The sequence below is a fragment of the Paenibacillus sp. FSL R5-0749 genome (genome assembly GCF_038595085.1).
GTDB lineage: Bacteria > Bacillota > Bacilli > Paenibacillales > Paenibacillaceae > Paenibacillus.
On the sequence record NZ_CP152005.1, the window covers coordinates 1,193,818 to 1,209,972 of the forward strand.

General features: G+C 46.9%; 13 protein-coding genes. 10 read left to right on the forward strand and 3 right to left on the reverse strand.

Annotation, left to right across the window (positions count from 1 at the left end):
• Positions 1–16 precede the first annotated feature (16 nt).
• Positions 17–1,030, forward strand: coding sequence for a Gfo/Idh/MocA family oxidoreductase (locus MKY85_RS05250; RefSeq protein ID WP_342571997.1), 1,014 nt, complete (start codon positions 17–19; stop codon positions 1,028–1,030).
• Positions 1,031–1,566: 536 nt separating this feature from the next.
• Here the strand turns inward: MKY85_RS05250 and MKY85_RS05255 are convergent.
• Positions 1,567–3,225 (reverse strand): bifunctional UDP-sugar hydrolase/5'-nucleotidase, encoded by a 1,659-nt coding sequence (locus MKY85_RS05255; protein ID WP_342571998.1) that lies wholly within the window; start codon positions 3,223–3,225, stop codon positions 1,567–1,569.
• A gap of 195 nt (positions 3,226–3,420) precedes the next feature.
• On the opposite strand from MKY85_RS05255, the gene MKY85_RS05260 reads away from it, so the two are divergent.
• The 5 genes from MKY85_RS05260 (at position 3,421) to MKY85_RS05280 (ending at position 7,633) form a co-directional block, all read left to right on the forward strand.
• Positions 3,421–4,401, forward strand: a complete 981-nt coding sequence (locus MKY85_RS05260) for a phosphate/phosphite/phosphonate ABC transporter substrate-binding protein (RefSeq protein ID WP_342571999.1) — start codon at positions 3,421–3,423, stop codon at positions 4,399–4,401.
• 178 nt (positions 4,402–4,579) lie between these two features.
• The gene (gene phnC / locus MKY85_RS05265; protein WP_145320996.1) at positions 4,580–5,377 is read left to right on the forward strand and encodes a phosphonate ABC transporter ATP-binding protein; all 798 of its coding nucleotides are present in this window, start codon (positions 4,580–4,582) and stop codon (positions 5,375–5,377) included.
• Complete coding sequence (gene phnE / locus MKY85_RS05270; RefSeq protein WP_342572000.1) at positions 5,374–6,225, forward strand: phosphonate ABC transporter, permease protein PhnE; 852 nt, start codon at positions 5,374–5,376, stop codon at positions 6,223–6,225. Before phnC ends, phnE (MKY85_RS05270) begins: the two co-directional genes overlap by 4 nt.
• On the forward strand, positions 6,222–7,028 hold the full coding sequence (phnE, locus tag MKY85_RS05275) for a phosphonate ABC transporter, permease protein PhnE (protein ID WP_339259131.1): 807 nt from the start codon (positions 6,222–6,224) through the stop codon (positions 7,026–7,028). The genes phnE (MKY85_RS05270) and phnE (MKY85_RS05275) overlap by 4 nt, the downstream gene beginning before the upstream one ends.
• A gap of 344 nt (positions 7,029–7,372) precedes the next feature.
• Positions 7,373–7,633 (forward strand): hypothetical protein, encoded by a 261-nt coding sequence (locus MKY85_RS05280; protein ID WP_342572001.1) that lies wholly within the window; start codon positions 7,373–7,375, stop codon positions 7,631–7,633.
• Between the two features lie 526 nt (positions 7,634–8,159).
• On the opposite strand, the gene MKY85_RS05285 is transcribed toward MKY85_RS05280, so the two are convergent.
• Together MKY85_RS05285 and MKY85_RS05290 are read right to left on the reverse strand one after the other, a co-directional pair.
• Complete coding sequence (locus MKY85_RS05285; RefSeq protein ID WP_342573276.1) at positions 8,160–10,907, reverse strand: DUF5689 domain-containing protein; 2,748 nt, start codon at positions 10,905–10,907, stop codon at positions 8,160–8,162.
• Positions 10,908–11,164: 257 nt separating this feature from the next.
• Positions 11,165–11,641: an RNA polymerase sigma factor gene (locus tag MKY85_RS05290; protein ID WP_339259133.1), complete on the reverse strand. Its 477-nt coding sequence runs from the start codon at positions 11,639–11,641 to the stop codon at positions 11,165–11,167.
• Between the two features lie 211 nt (positions 11,642–11,852).
• Between MKY85_RS05290 and MKY85_RS05295 the strand changes: the two genes are divergently transcribed.
• The 4 genes from MKY85_RS05295 to MKY85_RS05310 all read left to right on the forward strand — a co-directional run bounded on the left by MKY85_RS05295 (position 11,853) and on the right by MKY85_RS05310 (position 16,143).
• Positions 11,853–12,566: a response regulator transcription factor gene (locus MKY85_RS05295; RefSeq protein WP_253430918.1), complete on the forward strand. Its 714-nt coding sequence runs from the start codon at positions 11,853–11,855 to the stop codon at positions 12,564–12,566.
• On the forward strand, positions 12,563–14,029 hold the full coding sequence (locus tag MKY85_RS05300; protein ID WP_342572002.1) for a HAMP domain-containing sensor histidine kinase: 1,467 nt from the start codon (positions 12,563–12,565) through the stop codon (positions 14,027–14,029). The genes MKY85_RS05295 and MKY85_RS05300 overlap by 4 nt, the downstream gene beginning before the upstream one ends.
• Positions 14,026–15,195 carry a hypothetical protein gene (locus tag MKY85_RS05305; protein ID WP_342572003.1) on the forward strand — a complete coding sequence of 390 codons (1,170 nt, stop codon included), beginning with the start codon at positions 14,026–14,028 and terminating at the stop codon, positions 15,193–15,195. The genes MKY85_RS05300 and MKY85_RS05305 overlap by 4 nt, the downstream gene beginning before the upstream one ends.
• 264 nt (positions 15,196–15,459) lie before the next feature.
• Positions 15,460–16,143, forward strand: a complete 684-nt coding sequence (locus tag MKY85_RS05310; protein ID WP_339239975.1) for an ABC transporter ATP-binding protein — start codon at positions 15,460–15,462, stop codon at positions 16,141–16,143.
• Positions 16,144–16,155 lie beyond the last annotated feature (12 nt).

Consider the following 16,155-nt stretch of genomic DNA (forward strand, 5'->3'; position numbering starts at 1 on the left):
TATGGGAGGTAGAAATATGTTAAAAGTGGGATTGATCGGTTTTGGGTTTATGGGACGTATGCATTTTGACAACTATGTACGCCTTGCCTCTGAAGGGGAACCCGTGGAATTGGTAGCCATCTGCGATCTGAGAATAGAGGAATTGAAGCACGGTAAAGCAGCCGGTAATATGGCAACAGAGCAAGAGGTATATGATCTCACACCTTATCGTTTGTACGACAATATCGACGCGATGCTGGAGCAAGAGGAACTGGATATCATTGATATTACGCTGCCCACACCATTGCATGCTGAATTAACATGTTCCTTGCTGGAGAAAGGTTATCATGTATTGTGTGAGAAACCGGTTGCGCGCCATTCGGCGGAAGGCTGGAAGATGGCAGAAGCCGCCAAAGCGACAGGAAAAACACTGATGATTGGGCAATGTTTACGCTTCTGGCCAGCCTATGCCTATCTAAAATCCGTAGTAGAAGATGGTCGTTATGGAGCGGTCAACGCAGGTTATTTCTTCCGCGGTTCGGGTTTGCCTCAAGAGTGGTTCCTGGATGGGGAGAAAAGCGGGGGCTGCATATTAGATATGCACATTCATGATGCGGATATTATTCACTGGGTGTTTGGCAAACCGGATCAAGTATCCACGCTCGCTCGCAACGTCATTCCGGGAAGCGGTTATGATACAGTGTCTACCAATTATGTGTACCCTGATGGAAAAGTGCTGAATGCCCAAGCCGACTGGACGTTGGGGGGAGACTATGGTTTCTCGATGACGTATCGGGTGAATTTGGAGCAGGGGAATCTGGTCTTTGAGAATGGAGAGCTAAAAGTAAATCCCAACCATGGTTCTGGTTTCGTCGCGGAGCTGTCACCCGACTCGGGATATTATCACCAGCTCAAATATTTTATCCAGTCTGTTCACACGGGCACGCCTGTATCTGTATGTACACCAGAGAGTGCAACAGGCACGCTTGAGTTAATTGAAGCCGAGATACGTTCAGCAGATGAGCACGGCACATTGGTTACGGTAAATTAGGGGCAGATTGAGAAGTCGTAGAGTTGATATTGTAAAAATAAAGAAGGGGCTGTCCTTGTCATGAATATGACGGGACGCCCCTTTTAAGCATCGAGGGGGTGGCTCGTTCCACTCGCTTACAATTACGGTGTGAGCAGAGAGAGGCGCAAAGGGATGAGCGCTAACGAATCGGAGACACGTTATTCAGGAGTATGAAGCAACTACGGAAATCTAAGGAACCTGAGACGCCCTATTTAGAGATTTTGAGCCGTATATCGCGTTAATCTTCAGATTTTTAGGAAATAGCGTGTCTGGTGTTCCTTACAATTAAAAATGAGGGGAGGGGGCACTAATAAGACTCCCAAGGTTCCTTAGAATAAAAATGAGCATACTAGTAGCTTAAAACAAGAAACGGCCTACAAGCCCACAAGCATACAAGCAGCTCACACGCTAACTTGTATGCTAAATCCTCTTAAAGCCGCCTAAACCCTCCTAAATCATTCTAGATCATTCTAAATCCTTCGAAATTACTTACCCGAGTCCATCGACAGTAGCAGTCATTCCCCCTTACGACCAACAACCCGCCAGTTATCCGCCTGCTCCACTGTTAAAGGTTGGTGTCTGCGGATGTAATCCTCTACCAGTGCGGCCATATCCGTGGCTCCTTCGTGCAGCACTTTTTTACCTGGATACATCGCATAATCTCCACCGCCAGCAGCACGGTAGCTGTTCATCACAACAGAGTACATGCCATCCATGTCCATTGGCTTGCCTTCACGTTCCAGCTTCACAACTCGACTACCTACAGGCTGGGAGATATCCAGCTCGTATTCCATACCAGCCCACATATCGTAATTATAATGCTGAGGTTTGGGTTCCATATAAGCCGGATTGACTGCCACCTCGCCAGAAGCATTTACTTCAAAGTAACGAGCTGTTTGTTCCAACGCCTCCCGGACATCCTGACCACTCAGCTCCAGCACGGTCAGAGTATTAGGATAGATAAAGTTGGATAACACGTCCCGTACGGTGATGTGACTCCCGAAACCACGGGCTTCTTCACTTAGCATGGCGGTATTGGAGAGCTGCGCTCCAGTCGCTTCCATCTGCACTTGATGTACAAAAGCAATAAAAGGATGCGCCTTAAGCCGCAGAGCCGTTGCATTGGAGATGGACAAATCCCCAGCAACCTCGCCAATCGGTTGATCCAGCCATGCTTGTGCTTCAGCTTCCAGCTCGTCCGTAAGCTTCATAACTGTAGCATCAGGTTCGACCTCATTATGTTCATCCAAAAGCAACAATCGTGCCTTTTTATCTGTAATCTTCCATTCCCCGCCCGATGATTGCTCCAACTGAACGGATACATGCCCCGCACCATTTCCGCTGAATCCCGGCTGAATGACGGTTACACCATGGATAGTAGCGGTAAGCTGACGATGCTGATGTCCGGTAATCAGCACATCGATGCCTTCGATGTCCCGACAGATGGCATAGCCTTGATTTTCTCCAGTTAACCGTTCGGCAGGCTCTCCTGTTTCCAGATCACTCTCAAACCCGCCATGATAACTGACAACCATTACATCTGGTTGTTCATGCTCGCGTATATAGTTAACCCATGTACGAATGGTCTCCAAGGCATCAAGGAACTGCAGACCTTCGATATTCTTCGGATGCTCCCAGTTCGGGATATAATGTGTCGTTGCACCCAAGAGTGCAATTCGAACACCGGAGGAGAGTGTCTTCATTAGATAGGGAGGGCCGAAGGCTGGTAGAGCTGCACCTGTTGGAAGATCTTTCGAAGATTCTGATTCATTGTCTCTGTCGTGCTCAGCATGAACAATGTTGGCTGACAGCCAAGGGAAGTTGGAAGCTTCAACTGCTCGGCGCAGCAGATCCTGACCATAGTTGAACTCGTGGTTACCCATCACCGCAGCATCATAACCGAGTTCATTTAGAACTGTGATGAAGGGATGCCCTTCGTTGTTGGAAATCTGTGAAGCTGCATAAGAGGCCAAGGGTGATCCTTGCAGCAGATCCCCGTTATCCACCAGCATCAGTTCAGGTGAACGCTCGCGTTCCTTACGAATCAGGGAAGCCAGCAAGGCAAGCCCAGCCGGGCGGTACGCATTGGTATTGTAATGAATGGGGCGAATTGCCCCGTGCAGATCACTGGTATACAGAATATCGAAGCTTGCCGTAGGGTGTATGGATGTCATTTTACAATCTCCTCTAATATATAAGTTCTTCCCATATCTTCAACCATAATGAGCCTATTTTAACAGACTACAAGTCGCGCTGACAGCCTGACAGGAAACTTTACAAAACTCCAAATTTCGTTTCACATCGCGCAAATATTTGGCAATTATAGTAGACAAGTACTGAAAAATAGAAACTCTTTGGAGGGTGTTCGTTTGAAGAAGTCTGCATTATTTTTACCATTGTTGATTTTGGTTCTGTTTCTGAGTGCTTGTGGGTCTAGTAGTACAACTGGTTCGGCTAACGGGGAGAATGCGAGTTCGAATGCATCCGGCACGGCGACGGCAGAGACAGAGAAGCCTGTCGAAGGTTATGTGCCAACGGAATTGACGGTTCAATTTGTTCCTTCCCAGAATGCAGACACGCTTGAAGCCAAAGCAAAACCGCTCGAGAAGTTGCTGGGTGACAAACTGGGCATCCCGGTAAAAGTCAGCGTATCCACGGACTACAACACAATTATTGAAGCCATGGCTTCCAACAAAGTAGACGTAGGTTTCTTGCCTCCGACAGCTTATGTACTGGCGAAAGAAAAAGGCGCTGCACAAGTTATTCTGCAAGCACAACGTTTTGGTGTAAATGATGAGACTGGAGCTCCAACAGAGCAACTGGCGGATTCCTATAAATCCATGTTTATCGTGAAAAAAGATTCGCCGATTCAATCCATTGAAGACCTTAAAGGTAAAAAAGTCGCTTACCAAAACGTAACGTCTTCCGCAGGTTATGTATGGCCAGCAGGTCTGTTGCTCGACAGAGGCATTGATCCATTAAAAGATGTAACACCTGTAACGTTGAAAGGTCATGACCAAGGTGTGATCGCTGTATTGAACGGTGACGTTGATGCAGCAGCGATTTTCCAGGATGCCCGCAACACGGTAGCCAAAGACTATCCGACTATATTTGAAGATACACGTGTACTGGCGTTCACTGAGCCTATTCCTAACGATACCATTGCCGTTCGTACAGACATGAATGCCGATTGGACTGCGAAGATCAAACAAGCCTTCATCGATATCGGTAAAGATACGGAAGGTCACCAGATCATCAAAGAAATCTATACGCATGAAGGTTATGTAGAATCCGATGATAGCAAGTTTGAGATCGTTCGTCAGTATGGCGAAAAAGTGAAAGGTGAATAATTTGGATCCAAAAGTAGTTCGGGATCTGTTCACTTTGTAGTCGCTCTCTTGGATGGGAACAGCTTAATCGTAGCAATGGACAGGCCAGTTCAGCGTGATCTACGCTGCGCTGGCTTGTGCCATTATAGCAAGGACTTAGGTATGGTTGATCATTATGAATGAAAGAAGGATTATTGCCATGATTGAGCTTCATAACGTTACCAAAACTTACGCTAACGGCACCAAGGGCCTGGATAATATTAATCTAAAATTTGAGGAGGGGGAATTCATTGCTGTAGTGGGTCTGTCGGGTGCGGGTAAATCAACTCTCCTGCGATCCATTAATCGGCTGCACGACATTAGTGAGGGCGAGATTCTGATTAACGGAAGTTCCATCACGAAGGCACAGGGCAAACGGCTACGCATGATCAGACGTGACATCGGCATGATTTTCCAAAGCTTCAATCTGGTGAAACGGTCCAGTGTACTCCGAAACGTACTTGCTGGACGCGTTGGATATCATTCCACCATGCGTACCATTCTGGGTCGTTTTCCCAAAGAGGATATTGAACTTGCATTTACGGCGCTGGATCGCGTAAATATCTCAGAGAAAGCCTATTCCCGTGCAGATCAGTTGTCTGGTGGTCAGCAACAGCGTGTGGCTATTGCCCGTGTACTGGCTCAGGAAGCAAAAATCATTCTGGCTGACGAACCAGTTGCATCACTCGACCCGCTTACAACGAAGCAGGTTATGGATGACCTGAAACGCATCAATCAGGAGCTTGGGATTACCACGATTGTCAATCTTCACTTTATTGATCTTGCGAGAGAGTATGCGACCCGTATTGTCGGATTGCGAGCAGGCGAGGTCGTATTCGATGGCCCGGTGGAAGAGGCAACGGATGAGCGTTTTGCAGAAATATACGGCAGACCGATTCTCGCTGACGAATTGCTGGACAAGCAGGCTGTGCATGAGCAGGGAGAAGTTGTGGTATGAAGGGGCAGTCCAACGTTCCACTTCAGAATGTAGGCGGAGTGGGGAAGGAACCTGGTTCCAGCCCGGCTCAGGTTGTGAATCGCCCGAAACCGCCTGGGCGTACGAAACATCTGCTCACCCTGGTGATCATTCTGCTCCTTCTGTGGGCCAGTGCCAAGCAGACGGATGCCAGCTTCACGGAGCTGTTTGAAGGTTTTCCCAACATGCTGGATCTGCTGAAGGAGATGTTCCCACCCCGGTGGAGTTACTTTGATAATATCGTGCAAGGCATGCTGGAAACGATCCGAATGGCCCTGATTGGAACAACCATTGGTGCCATTATTGCGATCCCGATCTCGATCATCTGCGCGGGTAACCTGATGCCGAGTCGCTGGATCTATTATCCGGCGCGCTTTCTGCTGAACCTGATTCGGACTGTACCGGATCTGCTTCTTGCTGCTCTATTTGTAGCTGTGTTTGGTCTGGGTCCAATCCCCGGAATCTTGGCACTGGCTGTGTTCTCGGTTGGTCTGATTGCGAAGCTGACCTATGAGACACTGGAAACGATTGATCAGGGGCCGCTGGAAGCGATGACGGCTGTCGGTATGAACCGGATTCAGCTCATTGTATATGGCGTGGTGCCGCAATTGGCTGCTCAGTTCACATCCTATGTGCTGTATGCTTTCGAAATTAATATACGTGCTGCTGCCATTCTCGGACTGGTGGGAGCCGGAGGAATTGGACTCTATTATGAGGCCACACTTGGCTTCCTGGAGTATGACAAGACCAGCGTAATCATTCTGTTTACCCTCGTCATTGTTCTGGTCATTGATTATGTAAGTACTAAGCTGCGGGAGAAATTGCTATGATGAAAAATGAAACAAGCCGCATCCGGCCAAAACCACGGAAGAACCCGCTACGCTGGGTCATTGTGTTACTGCTGATCCTTGTATATGTCTGGGCTCTCGCCGGTGTACCATTCACTGGCTTTAAGGAAACTGCTGCCCAGATTATGAAGGCTATTGTAGCCGGAATATTCTCACCGGATTGGGATTTTGTATACTTGCCAGAGGGAGAAGACCTACTTCGGGGACTGCTCGATACACTGGCGATTTCCGTGTTGGGTACCGTAATCTCGGCAGTACTCTGTATCCCGTTTGCTTTCTGGTCTGCCCGCAATATGAGTGGGCATCGTTCCATCTCGGGTGCAGGGAAAATGGTACTCAGCTTCATCCGCACGTTCCCTGAGATAATCATGGCCTTGTTGTTCATCAAGGCAGTGGGTCCCGGATCGTTCGCAGGGGTACTCGCCCTTGGATTACACTCCATCGGCATGTTGGGCAAATTGTACGCAGATGAAGTCGAGAATATCGACTATGGCCCATCTGAGGCGTTGCTTGCCTCTGGAGCCAATCGCATGCAGCAGTTGTGGTTCGCCATCCTGCCGCAGGTGATACCTGGGTTCCTGAATTATACGTTGTATCGTTTCGAGATTAATGTACGTTCTGCGACCATACTCGGCGTAATTGGAGCAGGGGGGATTGGAACCCCGCTGATTTTTGCACTTAGCACACGGAACTGGCCGCGAGTAGGTATAATCCTGCTGGGAATTATCGTGATGATCACGATTATCGACTTGATCTCGGGATATATTCGTAAGAAGCTGGTGTAGGCTAATGTGAGGCTACGAGGCATATTAGATAGTGGTGCCATAAAGTATATTAGATAATTAAGTAAGGTTAGATGATAGAGTAAGAGGAGAGGACTATTCGCTGCCAGAAATATAGCCAGGGATAGTCTTTTTTTTGTGTCTGTAAATCAACAACAGAATGTTTTATTGCCGTGCTGATCATTATTCATAAGGATGTTCAAAGAATATGCAGACCGAGGATTGAATTAATTTCCAATGACATGTAGTATTAATAGATTCCTATATAAAGGCAATTAAGGATATTAATCATTATTCCTCATAGATAACCATTACAAGTAATCAGTTTTTCAAAAGGAAGGTGACCTATGGAATTATTTCAATATATATGGATTGGGTTTATGGTACTCCTGTTACTCTACAGAATGGTTTTTCAGAAGTTTAAAAAACATAACAGAGAAAATATTGGACTCAGTGCAATCCTGATTATTTTCACGGGAAGCGCTTATACGTTTACACACATGAACTTGATTTTTGTCATCAGTATCATCGCCGTGGCCGCTTGTTCTGCGGTATGGAACAGCATTCTATTTGTGAAAAATGGATATGTGCCTGAACGTTTGAAATGAATCCACGCTCTGCATTGCATTTACAATATGTAACCATAGTCGTCGCAGGAGCTGGTCTAACGAACTTGAGAGTCCTTATTGGTAACATGAGGCGTCACTGGCATTCTAACGAATCGTAGTGACGCTATTTGTTGAGTCTAACCTGAATTAACCCTCTTGGAGCGGAAATATAGTTAAATAGCGACACTGAGGTTCGTTAGATCTTAGAATTCGGTCAAAATGGCTGAATAAGATCTGTCAGATTCGTTAGCCGCGTTAAGGGGGAAGGGTATCACGTGAAACTCCCAATACATAAGCGCACGAGTCAATGAGCCGAGAAGCCCGCGATCCCAAGAGCGTCAGCCCCTGAGATTCATAAGTAACAAGTCACTTTAGCGTCATGAGTGAATTGGTACCGTAAAAGTCAAAGTATTCCGATGTTCCTCTGCTCAACTAAAAAAAACCGAAACCAGGTTGCCCTGAATCAGGCAATGTTGGTTTCGGTTTTTTAGTAGCTTGGTTAAAAGTCAGGCTTCTTTATTAAGACCTAGCTAGCCAAAGGCAACGCTTTGGTTACTTGAACTGTAATTGTCTCTGTGCTGGTTACGCCTGCGGCGTTGATCAGCTCAGCGCGGTACGTGTATGTTCCGTTAGCACGACCGGACAATTCCGTAACCGCACTTTGAGAAGCGGGTGTAGCGGCTTTCAATGCTTGTGTATCAATCAATACATCATTCTCATAGAGACGGTATTCGGTAGCGTTCGTACCCCACCAGAGGTTCATAGATACGCTGTAGTTGCCATCACCATCCCAGTTGTTTTGGGACAATGTTGCTTTGCCTGGAGTGGCATTGGTTACTTGTACTGTCAGTACCTCACTGCGTGTTGTGCCTTTGTCATTGGTCAGCTCGGCAACGTAAGTATACGTGCCATTCGTTTTGCCAGTAATGGCGGTTTTAGCAAACTGTGAAGAAGGTGTAGCCGCAGTCAACTTCTGCGTATCAATGAGAACGCCGTTCTCATACAGTTTGTATTCAGAACCATTTTCGCCCCACCAGAGGTTCATGCTTACGTTATACGCACCTTCGAACAGGCCAGTCGTATATCCATTATCAGAAGAAAGCACCGGTTTACCCGGCGCTTCTGCAGCTGGAGTGGAAGGCTGTTCGCCTCCACCTTGATCCTCAGCAGGTACAAAATCATTCAAGCTTCTAGGTTTCAATTGATATACGTCTTTGAAAATAGCAGAAACGCCTGTGATATCAATTTTGTCCCCAGCAGTATAAGGAAAGGAAGTATCTGTCACACCTGTACGGGTGTCTACACGGATGTGTGTAGTTGCTCCGTCCGCAGCCACTGCGTCAAATTCGAAAGATCCAGCCGGTGTAGCACTGATGATATTCTCAATCGTTACATCTTTCAATTGAACCAGTTGACCCTGGTTCGCATCTGTAATGGCTGTAACTTCAATTGGAGCAGGTACGGAAGCCGTACCTGTTTTCTCAATCGCAACGATGTCGGTAAGCTCGAACTCGCTGTTATAGATGGTTGTTGCTGCCGTTACTTTCACCGTGTCACCTGCATGAAAGCCACTTGTGTGTTGGAAGACATAAATTCCGGCAGTTTCATCTTGAAGATAAAAGGCTTGTCCACCGAATGCACCTGGTTCTGTCGTTACAACACCTTCGATGGTTACGGTCGTACCGACAGCTTTGGTGCGTGCTTCAGCAACGGTAATCGCTGCTGGAATCGGTCCTTCTTCTTCCGGAAGCTGTTCAGCTGGCACATTGCCAACAGTCACGGCATTGGTAATCAGGTTACTGCCGTTCAGACGGAGACGCAGGCTTGCAGCGCCAGTTGTACCCGGTTTGATACGTACATTCAGATCTTTGATCCCGCGACCTTGGCTATCCGAGGTTACACTGAATGTGGAGCTGTAACCGTACGATGTCGGCCAACTACCACTTTCATTCTGAATCATGGCTACCTGTGTTCCGCCAGTCAGATAGATACCAGCACTATAACCGGATACGGTTGTGTTTGGAGCCATGTTCTCCACAACGACACGAATCTGGAAGTCTTCTGCATTCGGAAGCGTATCCTGTTTCACGAAGCTGTAAGAAGCATTGGCGCTGGATGCAGGGCCGCCGTAAGAACCAGCCTTGAACGTGGAACGATCGTACCACTTGTATCCGGCAGCAGGTGCGGCCCAAGGTTCAGCCTGTGGTTCTGTAGAAGCAGCCGGCTCTTCGAATGGCAACAGCGCTGTAGCTGTATCCAGTTCAAGTCCGTTTACTTGAGTGAAGTCCGTGTAGTTCTCTTGTGTAGCAAGCCAGTTCACCGTGTTCACGAGCAATACGGCATCATCGACTTCTTTGAATCCGTCATAGGTTGTTTTGCGTGTGCCCGTCTCTTCACGCAAGTATTTAGGCGATGCATCTTCTACTGGAGAGGAGTCACCGATGAAGGCAGCCTTACCTGCTCCAAGCTTGGATACGGCTACGTAAGGACCTTCTTCGATCCCGCCGCCGTTGTATACGCCTTGGTCCACCGCGTTGTTCCATTTTGCGTTGGTTTTTGGCAGGTACACAATGCCTTTTGCCTTTTCCGGATCAGTGATTGCGAGGGTTGAGCCGGCATGCATGGCTACAGCCGACACACCTTCTGTGATGCCGAAGGCTTGATCTGCCGGTACAATGATATTGGCATTGATATCGCCAAGTGCGTTATAGCGGAATCGTACGCCAAAATTATCGGACAACCAGTCCGAGCTGGTGATGTTTTGCATGGCTTCAGAATTACGCTCATCTGTGCTCATGCCTTTGGCTGGATCTTCGAATGCTCCACGACGATAGCCGTTGATAACTTCAGAGCCATCCCAGCGGTTTTTATTACGGTCTGCATTATAGTGATCTCCAACGAAGAAGATGCTGCCGCCTGTTTCAACATATTGTTTGAGTGCTGCCTGTTCGGATGTTTTGAAAGGAATTTGAGGCTCTGCAATAACGAATACGTTATACTCTTTCAGATCATCATAGGTAAATGGAGTCGTCTTGCGAAGTTCTTTGACATAATAACCATCATTCGCGAGTGCATTCCCGAAGTCAGAGAAACCTCCATCGATGACCCAGTCTGCTGCTCCAGCCGTCTGGCCGTGTGAGTTGTCGAACAATACTTTCTTGCCTGCATTTTGGTTCACAACCTTCGCTTGGATGAATGGTGCCGGGTCTGTCGGTCCTTCCGCATGAACCGATGCATCTCCGTTCCATAATCCGATCTGAAGCGGCAAAGCCATGGACAATGCGAGGAGTGATTTTAGAAATACTCCGCGCATACCTGTTAATTTACCCAACCAAATCCCTCCCAGATATTAGTTAATTCATGAGTTCGTCCATATTCTACCACATGAAAATCTCACATAGTCATAACAATTTGTAAAAATTAACTCGATATTTGTAAAATTGGGTCTTTTGACATATCCATAGGTATTTCGGTCCTGTCTTAACACTCCCATCCGGCGTCACTGTTGATTTTGCATAAAAAAAGCCATCTCTATGAGATGACTTTGGCCCGAATTCGATTGACGGCATGGAAGACAGAAGACTTAATCATGCCTTCACTGCGATTCACCAGCTCTGCCGTTTCCTTGATGGAGTATCCGTGGATGAGGCGAAGTTCTAATATTTTTCGGTGTTCCGTGTTGTTGATATGGGAGACAAGATCATGAACGCCTTCATTAATTTCAAGTTGGGGTGTGTCGAGGTGATGGGTAGGTACCTCCAGACGGCTGTCACGTTTAAGTGTACGGGTTCGCCTGCGGAAACTGTCCATGGCAAGGTTTCGGGCAATCCGTTTGAGATAATAGAGGAGTCGATCTTCAGGGATATCTACGGTCACATTCATCAGTCGAATGAAGCAATCCTGAGCCAGATCTTCTGCGTCTTGTGGCTGTTTGACGATATGGGATAGATACCGTGTGATTTCTGATTTATAGTTGACATAAGCATCGTTGATTTGTGCAGTGTTCATATGATGTGAATCCCCCTTGGATACAGATCAGGCTTGGGTCCGGTCTGGTATGAGTCTCTTATGATCCAAGTATATCGGGAGGTTGTTTCCAAACGGTTCAGAGTTGTATCGAAGTTGTAACATTTCGTGCTTCCCTCTATTCAAGCACAAGGCTTGGGATACAAAATATAGGCAGATGAAATCCATAGAGCAGGGAGATTACGAGGGTATCATGAGACCAAAAGAGATTTTAATTATTGAGGACGAGGAGTCCATTCGAGATATTTTGTCCTATTCGTTACGCAAGGAAGGATTTGAGATCAAGGAAGCAGCTACGGGTAAAGAGGGGTTGAATCTGCTTCGGGATTCGAAGCCGGATCTGATCCTGCTGGATCTGATGCTACCGGATATGAGCGGTTTTGATGTGTGTCGGCAACTGTCTGTGAACTCCAAGATACCCGTCATCATGATCACTGCGAAGTCTGACATGCTGGACAAGGTACTTGGCATGGAGCTTGGGGCAGATGATTATATCACGAAACCTTTTGATATCCGTGAGGTGGTTGCGCGCATTCGGGCGATCTTTCGCCGGATTGATCTCATCAGCGAGACACTGGAGAATCAGTCCTATGAGGTGGTCAGGCTTGGCAAGCATATTGAGATTCGCAAGGATGAACGGGAAGTGTGGAAAGACGGGGAACGCGCAGGACTCACCAATAAGGAATATGACCTGTTGTTATTTCTCGTGACCCATCATCGTAAGGTACATACACGTTCTGAACTGCTGGACAAGGTATGGGGATTTGATTTTGCAGGAGATACCCGAACGGTGGATATTCATATACAACGGATTCGCAAGAAATTGGATAGTGGTGTGCAGGGCATTTCGATGATCGAGACTGTATTTGGTGTAGGGTATAAGTTGAATATTCAGGTGCAGACATGAAGTGGACCATCCAGTTCAAAATGGTGGTGCTCTTCTCGGTCATCGTCTTTATCGGATTCTCCGTTCTGCTGATTCTGTCCAATAAGGTGGCACAGGAGAATATGTATCGGGAAGTGCATGAGGACATGGTGCAATCGAAGAAAAATCTGGATATCGCGCTGAATCAGTACTTCCTGATTCATAACAAACGCATGAGCAGAGACTCGCTCGAAGCAGGAAGCCGCGAGCTTGCGGAGCAGATTGGTTCAGCCGTTGGCGGAAAAATTACCGTATATCGCCCTGATGCTTCACCATACGGATCTACTGGCAGTGAAGCTAATGTCGCTATGCGGTCTGACCATCCTGATGTGAAGGCGGCCATACAATCCAAGATCGCGTATACCACAGTTGTGAATAAAGGTCGTGTCACCTCCAGTCTGTCCTTTCCACTTCAGATGGATCAACAATTGATCGGAATTGTGCAGATGGAGAAGGATTACACGGATTTGTTCAAACGCAACCTGCGTTTTCAAAATACGATCAAACTGTTCGCGGCGGTGATTTTCGTATTTGTATTTATCGCCTCCATCTTTATTTCCCGGAAAATCACCCAACCTATCCGTGTACTCACGAAACGTTCTGCGGAAGTGGCTCAGGGGAGTTTGAATGCAGACATTCAGATAACCACTAAGGATGAGATTGGTGAACTGGCTTCAAGCTTCACCATCATGATTGATCGTGTGCGGGAGCAGATTGATGTGATTGAGCGAGAACGGGACGAAGTGAATCAAGTACAGGCGCGAAGCAAAGTCTTTTTTGACAATGTGACACATGAACTGAAGACACCACTAACGACCATTCTGGGATACGCCCAGATATTGCGGGATAACGGATTTACCGATCAGGATTTTTTTGACAAAGGCATGAATTATATTATCAAGGAAAGCCAGCGTCTCAACACGATGGTTGCGGATATCCTGGAGGTCTCGGTCTCCTCTGCGGTCATTCAGGCGTACCGATTCGAACGTATCGATGTATCGGATGTTATTCGTGAAGCTTGTGAAGACATGTCGATTAAGGCGGGCAAGTACAATATAGGCATTCACTATGAGCTGGAGGAACACCAGTATCTACAGGGAGATCGAGACAAGCTGAAGGAGGTATTCCTCAACGTTCTGGATAATTCGGTTAAATACAGTGATGTCAATTCAATCATTGAAGTACAATCCTTCCGGTTAGGTGAGACTATCGCTATTGTGTTTCGTGATCAGGGGGAAGGAATTGGTGCTGAAGCACTCCAGCATGTATTTGAACCCTTTTACCAGGATAAAGGAATCAACAGGGTGGAGAAGGGCAGCGCAGGACTGGGCTTGTCTATTGTGAAGAACATCGTGGAGCGTCATGGAGGAACAGTGGAGATGAAGAGCATCATGCGGCAAGGGACACAAGTAAATATCAGTCTTCCGGGGGAAATGAACGCATGAGACATCCAGGATTCTGGCGAAAGCACCGTGACAAATTGATGTTGTCAGGGCTGTTAATCGCATTTGTCAGTGGAATTTTCGGAATCGGCAGTCTGTTCAGTATGGGGAATCTCAAACCAAGAACGGTGATTATGCCAAGCGAGCAATTCAACAGCCGTCTGGCGCCGCCGCCCAGCAGTACGATTCAAGTCGAGTCGGCAACAAAGATTCCGAATGACTTCGCAATCTATGATTTTGAAGTGGTAGACCGAAATACAATTATATTAAATCAACCGGAACCTTCCTATTCAGGGCTGCGGCTGTCTCTCCTGCATCTGGATGATAATGAAGTGAAAAATATTGCAACGAATACGGATTACGGTGTAGTCATCAGCCCGGATCACAAGAAGTTGATATACTCCCAATATCGGGCGGGTCAAGCGCAGAAGACGACGTATGAGTATATGATTCAGAGCGGGGAACGTCGCAAACTTTCGAACGATAACTCGTATTACAGAGTGTTTACAGGGAATGAATCCTACATCGGTCAGGATGATCTCTTATTCAAACAAGTCGATCTAAAGCAGGGAACGAGTCAGACCATCTACACGCATGATGAGCTGATGGGCATGTTTGCTGGAACAGGACAAGGACAAGAAAAAGGATCGAGTGATACATTTATCGTTATGGATGTCTTTGAGGTCAGTGAAGATCTGAAGCAGTTCTATATGCTGGTGATGCTGAAAGAAAACTATGCCATATATCGTGTGTCGCTTGAGGATGCGCATGAAGTGAAGGCATATGCGGCAATGGAAGAGATTCAACAGTACAAGTTACTGAAGAACGGGGACATGCTCATCCAGGGAACGATCAATAAGGTGCAGGGATTATATCGGTATCGCGCAGAACAGAAGCAATATGAACTGGTCCTGAAAGGGTCCATCTGGAGCTTCGAACTGGATGCAGATCAATCGCGAATTGCTTATTTTTTGCCAATGGATAATCAGAATCAGAAGAATGAATTGCATATTGCCTATCTGAATGACAGCAAGCTTTCGTCAGATACGGTGATCTACCGTAATATTGATAGCTTCATCAAACTCAGATGGAATGATGACGAACTATTTGCAGTAGGAAGCACCATGGATAAAAGTGAAATGTACCGCTTTAGTTTCAGAGCCTGGTAAGCTATGGAAGGTATAAGATAAGACCTTGGTCTGGATGAGGCTGGCGACAGCTCCCATGCGGACAAGGTCTTTTTGTTATGACAATTTACAAATTGGATACAACTCCGGTCAGCCTGGATACATCTCCACCCTATAATAAAAGGGAATGTGCTACGCGAATTCATACATACATGTTCATAGAAGACCCGTTTCCGTCTCGAGAAAATGGGACTTTTTGAACAACCTCTGTACATACTTGGCAAGTAGAAAGGAAGACATGCAGTAATGCTTCAAGTTGATCAATTATCCCACTCGTTCCGTAATAGCCAGGGAATCGTACCGGTGCTTCAAGACATCAACCTGACGATTGCAGAAGGCAAGATGGTGGCGCTGCTGGGCAGTTCAGGTTCAGGCAAGTCCACGCTGCTGAATCTGATGGCGGGGCTGATGAAGCCGGATCAAGGCAGGATTCTGATTGCGGGACAAGATATTGTTCGTTTCAGTGAGAATCGCCTGGCTGAGTTCAGGCGCAGTCATATCGGATTTATTTTCCAGTCGTATGAGCTGCTGTCCAATCTCACGATTCGGGAAAATGTAGAGTTACCGTTGGTGTTCATGGGGATCAGCCCTTCGAAGCGCAAAGCAAAAGCATTGAAACTATTGGATCAGGTTGGACTAAGTGAAAAAGCAAACTTGTTCCCGTCCCAGTTGTCGGGCGGTCAACAACAACGTGTCAGTATTGCACGCTCACTCATTACCGAACCCTCGGTGATCTTCGCAGATGAGCCTACCGGGAATCTGGATACCGAGACAGAGGAAGAGATTATTGCAATTTTGCAGCAGCTTAACCGGGAGCTGAATACCACCTTTGTTATTGTAACACATGAAGCAGAAGTCGCGGAACAGATGCAGGTTGTACTTACATTGCAACATGGAATATTGGTTGAAGAGGCTGTAAGGGAAGTTTGAGGCAAAAGGAGA